Annotated in this window: 19 protein-coding genes; 14 read left to right on the forward strand and 5 right to left on the reverse strand. The window is 38.0% G+C overall.

Features of this window, described 5'->3' with window-relative positions:
- Positions 1–55: 55 nt before the first annotated feature.
- From AC3M61_RS05690 to AC3M61_RS05740, 11 genes are all read left to right on the forward strand, one after another.
- Positions 56–1,567: a TrkH family potassium uptake protein gene (locus tag AC3M61_RS05690; protein WP_500779910.1), complete on the forward strand. Its 1,512-nt coding sequence runs from the start codon at positions 56–58 to the stop codon at positions 1,565–1,567.
- A gap of 25 nt (positions 1,568–1,592) precedes the next feature.
- Entirely contained in the window at positions 1,593–2,195 is a 603-nt protein-coding gene (locus tag AC3M61_RS05695; RefSeq protein WP_500779911.1) for a DUF4897 domain-containing protein, read from the forward strand.
- Positions 2,196–2,198: 3 nt separating this feature from the next.
- Complete coding sequence (locus tag AC3M61_RS05700; protein ID WP_500779912.1) at positions 2,199–2,873, forward strand: hypothetical protein; 675 nt, start codon at positions 2,199–2,201, stop codon at positions 2,871–2,873.
- Positions 2,874–2,916: 43 nt separating this feature from the next.
- Positions 2,917–3,435, forward strand: coding sequence for an AmmeMemoRadiSam system protein A (gene amrA, locus AC3M61_RS05705; protein ID WP_500779913.1), 519 nt, complete (start codon positions 2,917–2,919; stop codon positions 3,433–3,435).
- A 67-nt stretch (positions 3,436–3,502) separates the two neighbouring features.
- Complete coding sequence (locus tag AC3M61_RS05710) at positions 3,503–4,810, forward strand: hypothetical protein (RefSeq protein WP_500779914.1); 1,308 nt, start codon at positions 3,503–3,505, stop codon at positions 4,808–4,810.
- Positions 4,811–4,838: 28 nt separating this feature from the next.
- The gene (locus AC3M61_RS05715; protein WP_500779915.1) at positions 4,839–5,699 is read left to right on the forward strand and encodes a tRNA (adenine-N1)-methyltransferase; all 861 of its coding nucleotides are present in this window, start codon (positions 4,839–4,841) and stop codon (positions 5,697–5,699) included.
- A gap of 31 nt (positions 5,700–5,730) precedes the next feature.
- Complete coding sequence (locus tag AC3M61_RS05720; protein WP_500779916.1) at positions 5,731–6,954, forward strand: S41 family peptidase; 1,224 nt, start codon at positions 5,731–5,733, stop codon at positions 6,952–6,954.
- Positions 6,955–7,034: 80 nt separating this feature from the next.
- Positions 7,035–7,586 (forward strand): hypothetical protein, encoded by a 552-nt coding sequence (locus AC3M61_RS05725; protein WP_500779917.1) that lies wholly within the window; start codon positions 7,035–7,037, stop codon positions 7,584–7,586.
- A 44-nt stretch (positions 7,587–7,630) separates the two neighbouring features.
- Entirely contained in the window at positions 7,631–8,041 is a 411-nt protein-coding gene (locus tag AC3M61_RS05730) for a hypothetical protein (RefSeq protein WP_500779918.1), read from the forward strand.
- 1 nt (position 8,042) lies between these two features.
- The gene (locus AC3M61_RS05735; protein ID WP_500779919.1) at positions 8,043–10,427 is read left to right on the forward strand and encodes an efflux RND transporter permease subunit; all 2,385 of its coding nucleotides are present in this window, start codon (positions 8,043–8,045) and stop codon (positions 10,425–10,427) included.
- Positions 10,427–11,644, forward strand: coding sequence for a glycosyltransferase (locus tag AC3M61_RS05740; RefSeq protein ID WP_500779920.1), 1,218 nt, complete (start codon positions 10,427–10,429; stop codon positions 11,642–11,644). Before AC3M61_RS05735 ends, AC3M61_RS05740 begins: the two co-directional genes overlap by 1 nt.
- A gap of 71 nt (positions 11,645–11,715) precedes the next feature.
- On the opposite strand, the gene rsgA is transcribed toward AC3M61_RS05740, so the two are convergent.
- Genes rsgA through AC3M61_RS05765 form a run of 5 tightly spaced genes read right to left on the reverse strand, consistent with a single transcriptional unit; the run spans position 11,716 to position 16,253 of the window.
- Entirely contained in the window at positions 11,716–12,609 is an 894-nt protein-coding gene (gene rsgA, locus AC3M61_RS05745; protein WP_500779921.1) for a ribosome small subunit-dependent GTPase A, read from the reverse strand.
- Between the two features lie 3 nt (positions 12,610–12,612).
- Positions 12,613–13,437 carry a PASTA domain-containing protein gene (locus AC3M61_RS05750; RefSeq protein WP_500779922.1) on the reverse strand — a complete coding sequence of 275 codons (825 nt, stop codon included), beginning with the start codon at positions 13,435–13,437 and terminating at the stop codon, positions 12,613–12,615.
- 13 nt (positions 13,438–13,450) lie between these two features.
- Positions 13,451–14,512 carry a dual-specificity RNA methyltransferase RlmN gene (gene rlmN, locus AC3M61_RS05755; RefSeq protein ID WP_500779923.1) on the reverse strand — a complete coding sequence of 354 codons (1,062 nt, stop codon included), beginning with the start codon at positions 14,510–14,512 and terminating at the stop codon, positions 13,451–13,453.
- A 48-nt stretch (positions 14,513–14,560) separates the two neighbouring features.
- The gene (locus AC3M61_RS05760; protein ID WP_500779924.1) at positions 14,561–15,325 is read right to left on the reverse strand and encodes a radical SAM protein; all 765 of its coding nucleotides are present in this window, start codon (positions 15,323–15,325) and stop codon (positions 14,561–14,563) included.
- A 40-nt stretch (positions 15,326–15,365) separates the two neighbouring features.
- The gene (locus AC3M61_RS05765) at positions 15,366–16,253 is read right to left on the reverse strand and encodes a radical SAM protein (protein ID WP_500779925.1); all 888 of its coding nucleotides are present in this window, start codon (positions 16,251–16,253) and stop codon (positions 15,366–15,368) included.
- Between the two features lie 205 nt (positions 16,254–16,458).
- Here AC3M61_RS05765 and AC3M61_RS05770 point away from each other — a divergent pair, with 205 nt between their 5' ends.
- Genes AC3M61_RS05770 through AC3M61_RS05780 form a run of 3 tightly spaced genes read left to right on the forward strand, consistent with a single transcriptional unit; the run spans position 16,459 to position 19,317 of the window.
- Complete coding sequence (locus AC3M61_RS05770) at positions 16,459–17,463, forward strand: M42 family metallopeptidase (protein WP_500780023.1); 1,005 nt, start codon at positions 16,459–16,461, stop codon at positions 17,461–17,463.
- Between the two features lie 6 nt (positions 17,464–17,469).
- Complete coding sequence (locus tag AC3M61_RS05775; protein ID WP_500779926.1) at positions 17,470–18,462, forward strand: hypothetical protein; 993 nt, start codon at positions 17,470–17,472, stop codon at positions 18,460–18,462.
- 45 nt (positions 18,463–18,507) lie between these two features.
- Entirely contained in the window at positions 18,508–19,317 is an 810-nt protein-coding gene (locus tag AC3M61_RS05780; RefSeq protein WP_500779927.1) for a ComEA family DNA-binding protein, read from the forward strand.
- The last annotated feature ends 5 nt before the right edge of the window (positions 19,318–19,322 follow it).

Below are 19,322 nucleotides of genomic sequence, written 5' to 3' on the forward strand. Positions count from 1 at the left end.
GTAGTTAATGAAACACATATCTACAAGCGACCGAATTTTCTGGAGGTTGTTCTAAATGATGAAAAGCTATCTAAGGATATATAAGGCATTCACACTCGTTATATTTCAGTATGCATTCATCGTTTTAGTTCCTACAGTATTTTGCATCTTCTATCCAGAAGAAATCAAGAATACTTATCCGTTTTTAATTACAGCTGTGCTTTCTTTTATCATATACTTCACAGGTTTCGCGGTTAAAGTTGAAGACATAGAAACCATAAGATATAGAGAAGGCGCTGTACTTACGGTCTTCACGTGGATTATGATTTCGCTACTTTCCGCCATCCCACATATTTTATTAGGAAATCTTTCGTTTTCTCAAGCTGTCTTTGAATCAGTAAGTGGACTAACTGGTACAGGATTGACGATGTTCACAGACGTAACCAAATTGTCTAAACTTCTTCTATTTTGGAGGTCATTTACACAATACGTAGGTAGTGCGGGTTTCGCGGTCTTGATGCTGGGCATGGTCTTGGGTCCTAGGGCTTTGGGATTTTATAAATCAGAAGGAAGGTCCGACAACCTTGTGCCGAATATAAGAAGGTCCGCCCAGCTCATACTAGAGATTTACCTTGCCTACACGGTTGTTGGCACAATAGCCTTGAGATTAGCTGGGATGAATTGGTTTGAGGCACTTAACCATACGATGACCGCATTAGGAACTGGTGGATTTTCTACTCGCAACGGTAGTATAGGAGAGTTCAATAACCTAGCGATAGAAATTGTAACAATAGTCCTCATGATTATCGGGGCAACTGGATTCGGAATACACTACGCTCTCTGGAAAGGAAATATTAAGGCTGTTTTGAAGAATGGTGAGCCTTGGTTATTGATAGGTTCTTCATTTGTTCCAGCAATTATCTTATCTACTTACGCTGTAGGAAAGTATTACAAAAACTTTGGAGATGCTTTAAGGTATATACTTTTCCAAACGGTCTCGGCTGTAAGTGGAACAGGTTTCCAAACCTTGCCGTTAAATGAAGAGAAATGGATAGCTTTTTCGCCATTTATGTTTATTCTAATAGTACTTATGCTATCTGGCGGTATGATGGACTCAACATCTAGTGGCATCAAACAGTTCCGTATCTGGGTCATACTGAACACACTGCATGATAGCGTAAAAGGGTTCCTTATGCCAAGAGGCACGGTGAGGAAAAAGATAATATTTAAAGGAGAGCAACAAATTATCCTTAGTGACGACAATATCCGTGAAGCTTTGCTTGTCGTATCACTCTTCCTGATGACATTTGTTATTGGCTCATTTATACTCATGCTACACGGATACGGTGCTTTGAACTCGATGTTTGAGTTTGCTTCAGCAATGGATGGTGTCGGACTTAGCTGTGGTATTACATCTCCAAATATGCCATTAACAGCCATGTGGACACTGATAATAGGAATGTTCGCCGGAAGATTCGAATTTTTGATAGTGATATATGCTATAATGAAAGTAATAAACGACTTAAACGAAAAAATTGACGAAAAAAGGCTATCAAAAAGAATAAGCTCAGGTTCTTCAATTGAATGATACCAGTAGGGAAAGGATGTTTGATATGGGAAATAAAACGGTGATCTATTTACTTATACTCATAGTCCTATTCTTTTTAATTACCGATGTGATTACACTGATATTCAGAAGTCCTAATTTTACTGTTGAATACTACAACTCAGACGTTTTAGTTGGTTACAGCGAGTTTGCTACAATAACAACCGTGAGCGGGTTAAAGTTCAAAAGTGAGAAAAAGAAAGAGGAATATATCACTACGTATAACCAAACTTCTCTTGATACGTTCAGAAAATATTTCAGCGAAGTCTCAAAGGATATAGGCAAGAATATCGAAGTATTGGATTTCAAGTCAAATATAAAGAACAACGGAAACATCTTAGAAATCACTGAAACGGTTGTTCTAAAAGGTATTGTGCAATCAGAAAACGATACTTACATCCTTGACATGGGACAAATTCGCATGAATTCTGTTGCGAATTCCACGTTCAAGGTGCATTTGCCAGAAGATGCTCGCGTTGAAAGTATTGAACCAACACCAACGAAAAATCTTGGAACCTTGATTATTTGGAGCGGAGAAGATATAAAGACATTTCCGAGAATTGGATACAAAAGATTGTCCCTCCAAGACTATCAAAAGGAGGGTGAATAAAAGATGTCCGCCTTCCATTGGTTTGTAGTTTTGGCATCAGTAAGTTCCCTTGTGTTTGCGTGGGCTACCTATATATTGGAAAGCTTCAAGAAAAAGACAGAAAAGAGCGAAATAGACGAGGAAGAAGAAAAACCTGTGGAACTTATTGGAAAGGTAAGAATCTTCGTTGACTCAAAACTTGAACAACTCGATAGGAAAATGGAAGAAGCGAAAGCTTTGATTAAAGACCTTAACGAGCAGTATGTATCATTATCCGCCTTAGCAGTCCAGTTGCAAAACCAATTGCAAAAAACAGAAATCTCAAGTGAAACATTATCTAACCAAGAACTCAAAAACGAAAGCTTCAAAGAAAATAGCAAAAATGAGGCCACTAAAAAGATCTCCGACATCGATACAGAGCTTTCCGCTGCCGAAAAGGCATTAATACAAGGATATGTTCTCAAAAACAAATCAACCTCCTCAACGCGTGTTCTTGAAACAATGAAAAAAACTGTTGACGAATATGCAAACTATGAAAAGAACGAATATGACGATGACGTTGCAAAAAACAAGAAAGAAGTATTAATATTCGACATGTATCTAAGTGGTTTGGAACCAATTGAAATCGCCAAGAAAATGAAGATGGGTGTTGGAGAAGTTCAGTTGATAATCGACCTTATGAAAAGGCAAAAGCCATGATTAACATCAAAAGGCGAGATTAGTGTGGTAAGGGGGGACCAATATGATAGGCGAGCACCCTTACGTAAAATGGGCTATAGAAGTGATAGAAAATTACGTTAAGCACAGAAGGATTATAGAACCACACGAAGGATTACCTAAAGAACTATTCGAGAGAAGGGCTGGATGTTTTGTAACCTTACACAATACAGATGGCTCGTTAAGAGGATGTATTGGAACGTTCATGCCCGTTCGTGAAAATCTTGCATACGAGATTCGTGACAACGCAATAGCAGCTTCAACTCGTGACCCCAGGTTTCCACCAGTCCAACCTTACGAGCTTGATAACATCATCGTTAATGTTGACATTCTTAGCCCATATGAACCGGTGAGAAGTATCGCTGAACTTGACCCAAAAAAGTATGGAATAATCGTTCAAAAAGGATGGAGAAGAGGATTACTTTTGCCAGATATAGAAGGCGTAGATACAGTTGAAGAACAAATACGCATAGCTAAACTCAAAGCAGGGATATTTGACGATGATTTTGAAATATACAAATTCACAGTCGAAAGATACAAATGATGTTTTCAGAAGCCAAAAATGTAGTTACACGGCAGTGCCGTGAACTAAACGGCACGGAGGTGAGTAATTGATGGCAACAAAAGGTAGTGAAAGGTACAACCTAAGAAAATTGAGGACGGAAGATATTAAAGACATGGTCGTCCTATCGTTTGGCTTTTTTGGGATTGGTTTTTTCATACCAACATACATTTACATAATGCTCAACTTCTTGCTGAGGTCTTCTATTCCCAAGTCGATTTTGCTTGGAAGCTTTTATTCGGAGCTGATACTAATCGCTTTCCTAAAAGATAAAATACTCTTCCTTTTTGAAATAACAAGAACAGCTATAGGTCGAAGAACACCATACATACTTGTGTTTGGAACAATGTCTGCCTTTTTGCTTTCCACAATTTCTAACTTGCTAACAGTTGGACAGAATTTGCTAGGTCTCATTTTGATTGTGATAACTTTCAACTTTTCGTTGTTTATTTATGCACTATCCTTACTTGGAATGCTGGAAGATAAGAAAAACTTTTTTAACCAAAGGTTACTAAGCATTCAACCCATGCTCTGGAGTATCCTTGGCGCTCTTTGGTCATACGGTAACTCATTCAGACTTTTCACAACGGATTCAAATAGCGAAATAGTCTCGCACGTCAGTCTTTTATTCTTCATTTCCGTCTTTGCTGTAGCGTTTTTGATAGTTGAAGATAAGAAATACAAAGTAAAGCTTACTATCAGTGAAAAAACAGAAATATACGATAAATTCCAAGCAAAGAAAACTTCTTGGAAACAACTGAACTTTAGTCCCCAGCAAATTGTAACAGAGGGACTTGCAAAGGTGTTTCTTTACCAGATAGAATTCCTATTACCTTTGCATGCGTGGTATCAACTAAATATCCGTAAAGGTATACCTGCCGAATTTGCGTCTGCTAAAGCCTTATATTTCTTTGTTTTAGGCTATGTTTTAAATACAATTTTAGTTACTTTTTTCAAAAATTATTCTAAGAAGCTCGACCTATTGGGTCCTGTGACTATTGCGCTTGCATTCTTTATTTATGCAACAACTTTCATATTTCCAACAACAGGTTGGTTATTTACGTCTGTTTTCTTGGTTGGTTTCTTCATCTGTCACCAAATACAAAAACGCCTTGGTTTTACCCTTCCGGGAATAGTGAGATTTCTATCAGAATACAATTCGAATAATGAAACGAACAGATTTAAAATCCACCCAGTAAATCTTCTTGTGGTATACATATCTATCATCTTAACAGGGATTTTCATAGATGTCATTGGTATACAATCATCAAGTTACATTCTTGGTCTATTAATCGCTGGATTAGTAGTTATTGAACTTTTGAACTCCCATGCTAAAATTAAAAATAACCAACAGTGATTGAAAAAAGAAGGCAGGTGTGAATAAATTGATAAAGGATGGAGACAGAGTCTTGCTATATGGTGAAGATGGAACGAAGTTCCTTGTCAGAGTTGAAGCGGGAAAAAAGAAAGGAACCCACCTTGGCGTTGTCGAATTTGATACAATTATTGGAAAAAACTACGGGGATGTAATTACTATAGGAAAAACAAACAAATCCTACTACCTCTTACAACCCACTTACATCGATGACATATTCTCAATGAAAAGAAAAACACAAATTGTCTATCCCAAGGATTCGAGCTATATTGTAATGAAACTAGACATTAAACCAGGCAGCAGGGTTATAGACACCGGCGTTGGTAGTGGTGCTATGTGCGCAGCGATTGCAAGGCTTGTGGGAAACGAAGGAAAAGTCTACGCTTACGAAAGAAGGGAAGATTTTTACAAACTCGCAACTCAAAATCTCACTGAATGGGGACTTATAGATAGAGTCGAGTTAAAACTGCGTGATATTGCTTTCGGATTTGACGAAACAAACGTAGATGCATTGCTTTTGGACGTACCTGATCCGGAGAACTACATACAAGTCTGCTGGGAAGCGTTAGGTGGAGGCGGACGGATAGGTGTAATCTGTCCAACAGTTAATCAAGTCTCTATGGTGCTTGAAAAAATGTACGAACTGCCTTTCATAGATGTCGAAGTTTGGGAATCTTTAATGCGACAGTTCAAACCTTACCCGAATAGACTGAGACCTGTTGACAGAATGGTTGCACACACAACCTATATGATTTTCGCAAGAAAGGTGAATGCTTTCGTCAAAATTAAAGAAGAGTCAAGCAAAGAGCAAACGAAAGAAACAGAACCAATAATTCAAAGTGAAAACACAAACGAGAATGCAAATATTTAAAATTCTGTAATTTAGAAGGAAGGTGTGAGGTATGAGAAGCATTTTTAAGGGAGTTCTTTCATACGTCTTTTTGGCTATTGTAGTTATTGCATCAAGTATGATTCTATCCGGTGCCTCTGACAAAGAGCTACTGAATTACATTTCACCGCTTTATGAAACACTTTATAGAATTAATTACAACTACTACGACATCAAAAACGTTAATTTCAACAAACTCATAGATTCTGCCATAGATGGTATGATTAAAGGGCTCGGAGATGATTTCAGTTACTATTACCCACCATCACAAATGACTGAACAACAAATAGAAATGGAAGGTCAATACGGCGGGCTTGGTATCGAGGTAACCTACGACAGTGAGAACAAAGCCGTTAAAGTTGTAAGTCCAATGTATGGTACACCAGCATGGCGTGCAGGATTGCAAGCAGGAGACCTTATCATCGGTATCGATGACCAACCAGTCAGCGAAATGGAATACATGGAAGCGGTTAACAAAATGAGAGGAAAACCTGGAACTTCCGTAAAATTGACAATAAAGCGAGGAAATGAGATTATCGAAGTTACTATAGTTCGAGAAATCATTCAGATAATTCCTGTTAAGTCAGGAATAACGGAGTATGAAAACAAAAAGATAGGTTATGTTCTTTTAACTAAGTTTAACGAACCTGTCCCAAATGAATTACAAAAAGCTCTCAGAAAACTCTATGATAAGAAAATAGACGCATTGATTCTTGATTTGCGCAATAATCCTGGTGGGTTGCTTGACGTTGCAATTCACGTGGCAAATCAATTTTTAGACGCGGGCAAGGTTATCGTCTCAGTGAAAGACAGAGATGGAAAAATTACCGAGCGATATATTAGTCAGGGTAACAATTATCCAAAGGTTCCTATGGTAGTGCTCATAAACAATGGTTCTGCATCCGCTTCGGAAATCGTTGCTGCTGCACTCAAAGAAAACAAAAGAGCAGTACTCATAGGTCAGAAGACTTTCGGAAAAGGTTCTGTTCAGAGAGGTTTCCCACTTAGCAACGGCGGAACTGTCTTTTTGACAATCGCACATTACTTAACACCATCTGGAAAAGATATACACAAAGTAGGAATTGAGCCGAATATTAGCGTGGAGGAATCCCAAGGAACAACGAGTTTTTCTAAAAAGCTTGATGCTAAAACATACACGTTAACCGAGATAGAAGTTGACCAAAATGACCCGGTTATAAAAGTTGCACTCGACTACCTTGTAAATCAAGCAAAGTAATAGGCTTAATCACCTTTGAAAATGTCTTCTTACTAAATTGGGAAAGGACTGTATTACAAGAAGAAAGCGAAGTTTGAGAGATGAGGTTAGAATTTTATGCATTTGTCTTTTTTCTCTTCTCAGCTGTTACCTTAAGTATTTTGATTTCAGAGAGAAAACCCGTAACGATGGAGGAGGTTTTACCTTCTCCGTCTCTTTTTTTGAGAAATCCTTATAAGTATCTCATTTTAAGAAAAACAAACGAGATAAATCAGCAACTATTCTTTCTCGAGTACAGAAAAAGAATAAAAGTATATGACGACTCAAAAGCACTTGAGCAAACGATACTTTCGATTCAAGATAGACGCGCTGCCAAGTATATCACAAAAAAGGTTTGGCACTATTGGTGGGGATATGGAGTAGAATGGATAAAATATAAAATCAAGCATATTGACCTTTTATGGTATCCAAGAATATACATGAGTGAAGGTTCTTATTTTCCAGGCAAAACCTTTGGTGATGCTCTGTGGAAAGCGCTCAATGGGACAAATACATCTTTTCAACTTGGCAAATCAGATGAAGAGATAGCAAGACTAATTGCGGAAAAATATAACGTGGAATTTGTGGTGGAGACCAAATTTCCAGCTCATTAGATCAAAATTTGCAGATGCTTGAAAAACAAGGGGAGAGCCGGTTAATGGCAAAAATAAAATCAAAGGCAACTAAAGAAATGCTAAAATCGCTTATAGCACTCTTATTCTTAATCGTTCTTTACCCATGGTGTGCTAAATACTTGAACCTTGGAGTATTTCTTTTAGACATTGAAGTCTTTAATTTTTTCATACTTTACCTTCCAACCCTCGTTTTTTTCTCAAGTTTGTTCCTAAACGTAGAAGAAGTTTTCCAGGAAGTGCAAAGGCTTATCGTATATTCAATGGTTCCAATTTTTGCTTTTAGGCTTGGATGGTATGGATTTTCTTTCCAGTATGGTTATGTAGTATGTTATGTGCTTGGTAATTTCATAAAACCTCATTTCCAAAAGCGCTTCCCCGTAATTATATTCAATGGAATAGCGTTGTTACTACTTTTAGTATGGAGGGCGAGCTGAATTGGAAAGGTTTGCGAAATGGTATGTGGAAACTATTCTTAGCAAACAAAAATTAGTTACTCTGACATTAATTGTAATTTCCGTACTTTTGGGTCTTTACGCTGTTTTGGGCTTGAGAATCAACGCAGATATAACTGGATTGGCACCAAAGGACGATCCCAGATTCCAGGACCTTGTAAAATATACTTCAGAGAAGGTAACTTCTAATACATTAATAGTTGCCATTGATGGTGTGAAAACAAGTAACCCAGATAGCATTGCCAAAATGATTAAAGAACTTTTTGAGAACACCCCGTATGTAAACCACGCAGAGCCATTTGACAATCCAGAAACATTGGTTAAATATGGAATGCTTTCTTTTGGTGAGGGGACTATCAACGATACCATTAGATATTACCAGTCACTTACGAGGGTAGAACCAAAAACTCTCGTTGACTTCAGATTCTGGAGAAATGTAGGTTCTGCACTTTACGATTTGCACAGTTATATACAAGGTATAGTAGAAAAAAGTGGTATAAAGAAATACTATTTGCTCTCACCCGACAAAGAACTTTTAGTCATGAATTTCTCCATGAAAAAGCCAATGTCTGATGTAAAATTCGTTACCGAAGCAGTTCGAGAGCTGAAAAAGTTGTCCAAGAAATTCGAAGACCAACATAATGTAAAAATATATTTTACCGGAGGTGTGATGTCTACATACGAAGCAAACCTCCAGGCATCGAAAGACTTTACGCTTACTACTTTCATATCTCTTGTCGCCATCATACTTATAATAATCATCGGTTTTGGTAATATATTCGAGCTCCTTATTCTCTTCACAGGACTTCTAATGGCGATGGGCATAACACTTGGACTTATAGCTTTATTCCTAAAAGAATTGAATATAGTAACCACTTTCGTTAACGCCATGTTATTGGGAATGGGTATAGACTACGCCATGTACATTGTCACCAGAATTCAGGAACGATTTAATATGGAAGGTATCTCGCGTCAAAGCATAGTAGATGCATTTATTGAAAATTTTAGGCCAGCGTTCATATCCATGACTACAACATCGCTTGCATTCCTTGGAATGCTCTTGAGTCCTTCTAATGCAATTAAACAGATGGGTTTTTCCGTAGCTCTAGGTGTTGTTGTTTACTTCTTTGTCTTTAATACGCTTGTTCCAATAGCTCACGATGTGCTCCTTCCAAAATTCAAAGGTCGTCAAAGGGAAACTTATGTAAGAGTGGTTGATATAGTAAGAAAGAGCCGTGTACTAATGACATTGACAATAATAACTACGTTGCTTTTGTCAGCTGTTGGAATTTACTCAATCATAAATTTCTCATATACAACTTCTAGCCTGATTCCAAAGAAATCCGAAACAAATATCACCAGTGAACTAATATCTAAAAAATTTGGTAGTATCGCTTCCAGTGATGTGGTTATAGCTGCAGAAACATCTGAAGAACTACAGAACTTTCTTGAAAAGCTCAAAGAAAATGGATTAATAACTTCAGATTTTTCGATACTTACATTCATCCAAAATCCCGAAAAAATAGCGGAAGAAAAGTCCAATATTTACGTTCAAGTTCTTGAAATAACTAACACCCCATTTTTAGAGATTCTCTTTAGAAAATATGGGCTTTATGAAAGCTTTGTCTCAACAGTTGATGTGATAAGAAATATCTCGTCAACAGAAGACCTCTTTAAACTCATGGAGAAAGATATCCCCAGCTTGTTCTACGAAGACATCCACGGGAAAAAATACCTACTTGCGTTTGTGACACCCGCAATAGAAATTTGGAAGGGCAACAACATAAAAACTTTCTTTGAGTCGATTAAAAAAATAGGAAACATAAGAACTTACGGATACACAACACTCTTTTATGGAATCATAGAAGAGTTGCTAATCTCCACAACTTGGGTTTTTGGTATCGTCTTCCTGATAGAATTTATAATCCTTTACATTGACTTTAGAAATGTTAGAAAATCCTGGAATATAATATTCCTGACAACGCTAAACACTCTTGCAGCTTTTGGTATTTCTTATCTTGTAGGCATCAAAACAACGTTCATAACCTTCATAGTGTTACCAATATTCTTAGGAATAGGTGTCGATAGTTTAGTTGAACTAGACCACAGCATTCGATACGGGAAAGAGAGTATTATAAAAACAGAAAAAGCAGTCATTATGAGCATTATTACAACGGTTGCTTCATTTGGTAGTTTTGTATTCGCCCAGGGACAGTTACTTAGAGAGTTTGGATTTGTCACATCGGCAGGTCTCATAGGTGCCTTGCTTATTTCCTTGTGCTGGTATCTTAACACAGCGGAGAAATCGTATCGTGAATTCAAAAAAGTTGAAGCATCGAACTTTACCATCAATAAGGAGGACAAGTGATGAGGATATTGATGATATCGGATACATACTTACCTCAAATAAATGGTGTGGCTACCTCGATTTATTTATCAAAAAAATATTTGGAGATGCGAGGCCATGAGGTTTTTATAGTTGCTCCTGTAAAACCAGAAGGTGAAGAAAAAATTCTTTTAGTTCCCGGCATACCTTTTCTTCTAGAAAAACAACACAAAGTAGTTTTTGCAAATCATATAAAAATTATAGAGTTTGCACTCGAAAACAAAATAGAGATAATCCACAGCCACGACCCCATGGCTCTTGGTATGAGGGCATTAAAGGTCCAAAAAGATTTAAAATTGCCACATGTTCATACCTATCACACACTTTTAACGGAATACAGACATTACGTTCCGCCACCGTTTACTCCAGATAGAAGAACCGTCGAAGAATTTTCAAAATGGTTTTGCAACAAAGTCAACATAGTCATAGCCCCAACGGAAGAAATAAAGCAGGAACTCATATCTTACGGTGTTCAACGACCCATTGAAGTTGTTCCAACGGGCATCGATACAATAGAATTTTCCCAACTACCAAAAAAGGATATCCGGAAAGAGTACAGCATACCACACAATGCCACACTACTAATGTACGCAGGAAGACTAGCAAAGGAGAAGAACTTAGAGTTCCTTTCAAAAGTGGTTTCTCGTTACATGCATGAAAATAGTAACGTTTGGTTTTTAATCGTAGGTGATGGACCAGAAAGAAAAGCTCTTGAGAGCTTCTTTGAAGATGAAGGTCTTACGAGCCGGACAATCTTTACAGGATACATTCCCCATAAAGAGATTAAGGATTATTACAAAGCTGCAGATTTGTTTGTCTTCGCATCTCTTACAGAAACTCAAGGGTTAGTTGTTCTCGAAGCCTTAGCAAGTGGCACACCTGTTGTTGCAATAGCTTACAAAGGTATAGCAAACGTGCTTGTGAATGGTGAAGGAGCTATAACCACTGGCATCAATGAAGAGGAGTTTTATCACGCAATAAAAGTTGCTTTGGATAGAAGAGAAGAACTTTCTAAGAAGGGCATTGAATATGTAGAAAAATACTGGTCGATGAATACTATGGTTGATAAGTTGGAAAAAATCTATCAAACCGCATTGCAACAAGGATTCATAGACTTTACAATGCCATCCATAATCAACACATCATTACAATTGAAACTGAATGCTATATTCAAAAAGCTCATTGAACTCTTCGATTAAATAGAAAATGAAAGGCGCTCCAAAAATCATGTGGAGCGCTTTTGTTTTTAAACACAACAGCTCTTGCGTTTTTAATCTCGTCCGCTTGTTTCTTCAATCTCGAGCAATTCATTTAAGAATTTCACATAGCTCTCGTATCTTGTAGGACTTATTTTTCCTTTTTCAACTGCCTTTTTTACATAACATTCTGGTTCGTTCAAATGCAAGCAATCTGGAAAGAAACATTTGTCGTTTTCAAATTCAATAAATAATTCGCGAAGTTCCAAAGGCTTTATGTGTGAAATTTCAAGACTTGCAAATCCGGGAGTATCAACCACCCATCCACCAAAAGAGAGTGAGAGCAGTTCAGCTGCAGTTGTTGTGTGCCTACCTCGTTCCAGTTTTTCAGAAATTTCGCCCGTTCTTAGTCTAAGTGTGCTTTCTAAAGCGTTTAGCAAGCTGCTCTTCCCAACACCAGACATCCCCGCAAAGACAGATACCTTTCCTGTAAGATACCTTTTTAAGTCCTCCAAACCTATCTTCTGAGTTGCACTTGTCTTTATTATTGGATAAAGCTTCCCATATATAGATTCGAATTTTGCTATTTGTTCTTTGGATAGCAAATCCACTTTGTTGAGAGCTATAACAATAGGTAAATTCTCATATTCTACCAATACAATAAATCTATCAAGTATATCGTATGGAACTTCCGGCTTTTCAAGAGTGGTAACTATGACTACCTGGTCTACATTAGCAACACTCGGTTTTTTAAGTTCGTTGTTTCTGTTGAGAATATTTTCCACTACACCTTCGTTACCAACCACCCTTACATACTCAACAACATCTCCCACAATGGGTCTGATACCTTGCTTTTTGAATTTACCCCGTAACTTACACAGAAGCTTCTCACCACTTTCAATGTCTTGCACCACTAAAAGGTTAGAATAAAATTTGATAACTCTCCCCAATCTTCTTTCTTGTTTCATATTTTAAAACTGCCCCCCTTGGATGATTGGACTTTCTTCATCTTCACCATCTTCTTCTTCGTTCTCAGGGCGTTCCCAATTATCTTCCGGCATATAAATTGGTCCCGGGGCAGTCTCATCAAAGTTCTGAGATTCAACAGGCACAGATTGAGATTCAACGGGCACAGATGGGGGTATAACTTCCTGTGAATTTTCTAAGACAGAAGATGTGGACTGTGTATCGGTCTCTTCAACTGATTGCTGGTTGTTTTCAGGGACGCTCGTATCTGTCCTACCAGCTCCACTACTTACAAACAATGTAACAACATCTCCCGTGACAACCCTGTTACCTGGAGTTGGTGATGTTTGTATAACTGTGCCATCCAATTCCGCCTCTGGAACCTTTTTAACGGTTGAATGTATTCCCATCAAATCAAATATCTTTTGAACACTCCCATACCATGTCCCTTTAAAATCTGGGAGAATTAGAGATTTTTGGACTGCATTTTCTACAAAAAGTTTTACCTTCCTTCCTTTCTTAACAACCGTGCCCCCTGGAGGGTCCATATTAATTACTCTTCCCACGTCTCCAATTTTCTCAACCTTGAACCCCAAATCTTTCAGCTGTCTTTCTGCAGTTTGAACATCAGTCCCTACAAAATTTGGAAGGAGCACAGTTCCCCTTTTCGTTTCCAGGAACATCACCAGATAAAAAGCGAGTAATCCCGAAATAACCGCCAAAATTATGGTCATTACAACTAAGACTGGGAAAGAAATGACAGTTACGCCAATGTGTTTTTTCTTCTTTGAAGAACCATTTTTTGCTTTCTTGATTCTCTTGTCTATCAACAGCACCACTCCCTTATTTAGCCTGTCTCGTTTTAATGCTTGTGATGTGTCTTCTTCTCAGTTGCCCACAAGCCGCGTCTATATCAGTTCCTTTTTCTTTTCGTATTTCGTTTTCGATGTTATGCTTATCTAAGATTTCTTTGAACCGTTCAATAGCCCAGTGGTGTGGTCTTTCCATTTTTATTCCACTATCGGTCTGAACGGGATTAACAGGAATAAGGTTCACGTAAGCACCTATACCTCTGAGAAGTTCTGCAAGCTTTTCAGCATCGTCCGCAAAATCGTTGAATTCCCTAATAAGAATATACTCAAACGTGACACGGTTTTTGGTAATCTTTTGATATTCTTTGACAGCATGGATTATCTCTTCGACGGAATACTTTCTGTTCAGAGGAATAATCATATCTCTTTTGTAGTTGGTTGGTGCATGCAACGAGATTGCCAGCTTGACCTCGGGCAAGTCGTTCGCAAGTTGCACTATCTTTTCCGGTATACCTACCGTTGATATCGAAATTCTTCTCATACTTATATTCTTACCTTTTTTGTGATTCAATATCCGCACACTTTTCACCACTTCGTTGTAATTCAGAAATGGTTCTCCCATACCCATGTAAACGATATTACCGATGTTCACACGCCTTTCTTTTTCCATCGCAATAACTTGAGCAACTATTTCACCAGCGGAAAGATTTCTGACATAACCGCTCTGACCGGTCGCACAAAATGCACATTTAACAGGACAGCCAACTTGAGATGAAATGCAAGCAGTTACTCTATCTGGATGGAACAGCAAAACAGATTCTATGGTGTTACCATCTTCCAGCTGCCAGAGAAATTTCGTAGTTTTATCGATTTTCGAAACTTGCATATCCAATAACTCAGGTATTCCTACGTAGAATCTTTCCGAAAGCAGAGTCCTATGTTCCTTCGATAAATTCGTCATCTCGTTAAAATCAAATACCTTCTTTTTGAATATCCAATCCCATACCTGGTCAACCCGGAATCTCTCAAGTCCAAGTTTTGAAAATTCTTCGACCAATTCTTCATAGCTAAAATCAAGAATGTTCTTTTTCATATATATCACCTTCACCTCTTCGTATTTTTATCTCCAAAATCATATAAATCAAACATAAAACGAACAACACCCATGGTAATCATAGCTCTTTGTTGTTGGTTTTACAATGAACCCTGCGTACTTTTGTATCCTTTCTTGTAGCATTCTTCTGTATTCACCTTTTGGATGCATACAACCGAGCACAACATTCTTAAACAAATCACTTGCTTTTGCAAATATAATTTCCACATCATCGATTCGTGGTGGTTGACAATTCGCATACTTTGTTAATGGAGTAGGAATAAACACGTTCAAAACAATGCTTTCAAAATATTTCGAAAGTATTTCTACCGCTTTTTCTTCGTGAGATATTTTACCACATAACACACCTATCGTAATATGTGGCACTTTTTTTACCTTCAATGGTAAAACTGCGTTCAGAATTTGCTCAGGTTCCCTCTCTATACCGTATACTTCTCTAAGAACATTCCTATCAGCGTAGAAATCAAAACTCACCACGTCGGCAACTTCTTCAATTTCATAAGGTGGCTGTAAAGGAAACCCAATGTGAAAGTTATACTTCAACCCATACTTTTCCTTGAGTTCTTTTAAATAGCTTATATATCTGCCAAAAGGTATTTCACCATTTGGTAACATCCCACCACTGACGAGGAAAGATTTATACCTATCCACATACTTTTCCAGCTCTTCGACATAAATCATATGTTTCAAATAATGGCCTCCACAGTGTGCACAGTTAAGAGGACATCCTCGAGTAACGCTAACAGATAATGTAGTGGACGGGTCTATCCCTATGAATAAACCTTTGTTCATGTGATGGCTCTCCTTTCAAAAACTGTGAATCTTTATACTGTTACAGCTTACATCTCCAATCAAGCGGTGCTGTTGTAACTCTTTCTTTTTCATCGAGTTGCATCCAACCATCGAGGTCAAGTTCAATTAATTTATCAAGGGCACTTTCATATTCTTGTTTTGTTATCTTCCTGCCTATCAGTGGGTCGTTTTTTGCACCAAAGTGCGGTATGTATTGAGACATTAAGGCAACGGGTATCCTTTTGTCAAGTTTAGCAACGAACTCGAGGGCTTTTTCGTGGCCACTGACGTTGTTTGGCAAAACAAGTATTCGAATTATCAATCCTTTCATTCTTTCTTCATCGAAAGGACCAACTTGTCGATACATCTCAACAATCGCCTGCTGTGCAACATCCCAATAATCCGGCACTTTTGAATACCTTTTACCATATTCGTTATCGGTGTACCTTATATCGGCAAGATATATATCGATATATCCTTCGATTTCTCTGAGTATTTCCACACGTTCGTAGCTTGATGTGTTGTAAACAACAGGTAATGAAAAGCCTCTTTCCTTAGCCATATCCAATGCCTTAATAATCCAAGGTAGATGGGGGGTTGGAGTGACCAAATCGAGCGTTGTTGCACCAGCTTCCTGGACCTTTAAAAATGCACAAGCTAACTCCTCAACTGTAATCTCAAACCCCACGCCTTTCTGTGAAAAGCCCATGTTTTGACAATAAATGCACTTCATCTGGCATCCTGTAAAGAACACGGCAGCGGCACCTTTTTCTCCTGACAAAGGTGGCTCCTCACCTTTATGCAAGACAATATTGGAAAGCTTTGGGAGATAACCTACTGTGCAAACACCTTTGGTGGTTCTTCTATCCACTTTACACATTCTTGGACATAAAGTGCACTCGTTGAGAGCATCTATTCCAATTCCCATATCCGTCAAGCACCTCTCAGATTAAATCGGAAATTTTCGCAATTTTGATTATACCACACAAAAGTGCTCGAAAAATTTAGATTGTGTTTAGATTGTGTTGTTTAAACCTTAATTAATTGTTTGTCCCATCCATAAGTTGTGGTATAATTGCATTTAGTGAAAAAACAAGCACAAAACTAAAAGCAAAACGGGGGTGTTCATTGTGTTGGAGACATTGGTTGAAAAACTAACGATGGCAAAGAGTCCAAGTGGAAGAGAATCGGAAATAACCCAGATAATCCTCAAAGAACTCGAGGGACATATCGATGGTTATAGAATAGACAAGATTGGCAATTTAATCGTATGGAAGAAGGGAAAGAGTGATAAAAAAGTCCTTCTTGATGCTCATATGGATGAAATCGGTGTTGTTGTTACAAATATCGATGATAAAGGCTTTCTCAAAATAGACAGAGTCGGTGGTGTTTCTCCATACACGATATACCAATCGAGGTTGAGATTCGGAGATGTTATTGGTATCGTGGGAATCGAAGGGGAAACTCCTGAAGAACTCCAAAACAACATTCAGAAGATGTCGTTTGAAAAACTCTTTGTCGATATCGGTGCAAAATCCAAAGAAGAAGCTCAAAAACTTTGCCCAATAGGGACATTTGGAACGTTTGATAGCTACTTCCACAAACAAGGCGAATATTTAATAAGCAAATCTATGGATGATAGAATCGGATGTGCAGTTATCATTGAAGTATTCAAACGTATCAAAGAACCTGTTAACAACATATACGGTGTTTTTGCCGTTCAAGAAGAAGTGGGACTTATTGGTGCTCACGTGGCTGGATACGATATTGACCCTGACGTTGCAATAGCCATTGATGTTACAGGTGTTGGAGATACGCCAAAAGGATTGAAGAGAGTACCTATGGAACTTGGAAAAGGTGCTTGCATAAAAATCAAAGACATGGCTTCTATAAGCAATAGATACATTGTTGACAAACTAAAAGAACTTGCTGAAAAACACAACATACCACACCAGATGGAAGTGTTGATATTCGGAGGTACAGATGCGGCAGGTTATCAGGCAACAAAAGCAGGTATACCAAGTGCTACAGTATCGATACCTACAAGGTATATCCACACTCCAAATGAAATGGTATACGAACCAGATGTGGAAGCTGCGATAGAACTTACCATAAAATATTGTGAAGAGGGGCTATAATTCAGGATGAAGCAAAGAATTCCAATAGGCTCAAGAAAATGGAAAGAAATAACAGATTTTGATTTGAAAGTCCTCTCGGTCGTTATCATAGTCCTTTCGTTAGCCACCATATCGCTGGCTTTGTATGCATTTTACTTAAAAATGCAAAAATCGAAAGTGGAGGTTGTGATAAAAGACTTAGGTGCTAACACCAATCCGCCCGTTGAAAAAACTCTGACAACGGCAACCCAAACTATAATAATCGTTGAGCCAGCTCCGGAAAGCACACTTTCTCAACTCACACCATCGGTATCTGATGAATCTGATGAACCTGATGAAATTGATACTACAACTACCACAGCTAAACTCGAACAGTCTTCACAGGTTCCAACTCAAAAAGATGAGCAGACAGACAAATTGATACCTCTCATACAAGCGACAAACACAGCTTCTATTGAAAGCGCAAAAACTTCCGAAAGTAAAACAGTGCAGGAAGCTACATCACCTACTTCGGAAATTCAACAACAAAAGCTTGCACAAGATGAAAACAAATTTCTCAAAGATATCACAAAATTCGATTACAACTTATTAGTTTCAAGAATGGCTGAAAATTTACCGGCAAGTATTTTAACTAACGCTTACGTATATCTTGTTGATGGAGAAACTGCTTTAAAAATCGCCAAATTAACACAAAACTATGTGTTAGATCGTGTTAGTGCTGGTAAATATGTTATCGTGACACCGACCAATGTAATGCCTGAGCTAAATCCATCCAAAGGATTCTGGACGATAAAAACTGACCCGATATCCAGTTCGAAAGAAGCGTTCAAATCAGTAGTTAACTTAAGAACGCTGGGTATAAGTGCATTCAGCATCTCCACAAACGAGGGATATGTCATCTGTCTTGGTGTTTTTACCAACGATAACCAGGCAAAGAGCTTTTATTACTCTCAAGACTGGGCAGAACTATCAAAATATGGTCATATAGCAGGAGCAAAGGTAAGTAGAATAGGAGGGTAAAGAATAAACGAAACGAACGGGGTGTGTCTCAGGGGGATTTAACTCATGTTAACGCTTAGGAATTTTTCTAATGGTTCTGGACCAGAGGAAAATCGCAACCTTTCTGATTCTCATACCTCGGGTTCATTTTTAAACTCCATTGTGGAATTCTTTAAAAGTGCTTATGAGAACCTCTCAAAAGAACAGCGAACGTTCTTTTTGATATTTTCTGCACTGATAGTTTTCTCCGGTGTGTTCTTTCATCCCAGTTACGACAGGCTCAAATCACAAGTTGCCAGTTTAAATGCCCAACCAGGTGCAAACCAAGATAGCTTAACCACACAGACTCAGCGTAAATACGTATCTTCGGTAATAGACTTGAATACTGCATCTATCGAGGAGCTCCAAACACTGCCAGGTATAGGGCCTGCGAAAGCACAAGCGATAATTGAATACAGAAAAGAGCACCCATTTACAAAACCAGAAGACCTGATGAACGTTCCCGGGATAGGTCAAAAAACTTATGAAAAATTGAAAGAACGAATAAAAGTTGAGAATATCAGTGCCCAGATTCAAAACAACGCTATTCAAAATGTAACCACTTTTGAAAAAGAAAATAAAAACGTGACAATTGAGCAAAAGAGCAACGAATTACAACCTACTCGAGTAAGTTTGCAGAACGAAAAGATTAACATTAACACAGCAAGTTTGGAAGAACTTGAAAAGCTCCCTGGTATTGGTCCTTCAAAAGCGCAGGCGATTATCGATTACCGCACTACCAATGGTCTTTTTAAAGATATCGAAGAAATAAAAAACGTTAAAGGGATAGGTGAAAAAACATTTGAAAAACTGAAAGATTTAATAACAGTGCATTAAATTTT

The organism is Fervidobacterium sp. (genome assembly GCF_059913585.1).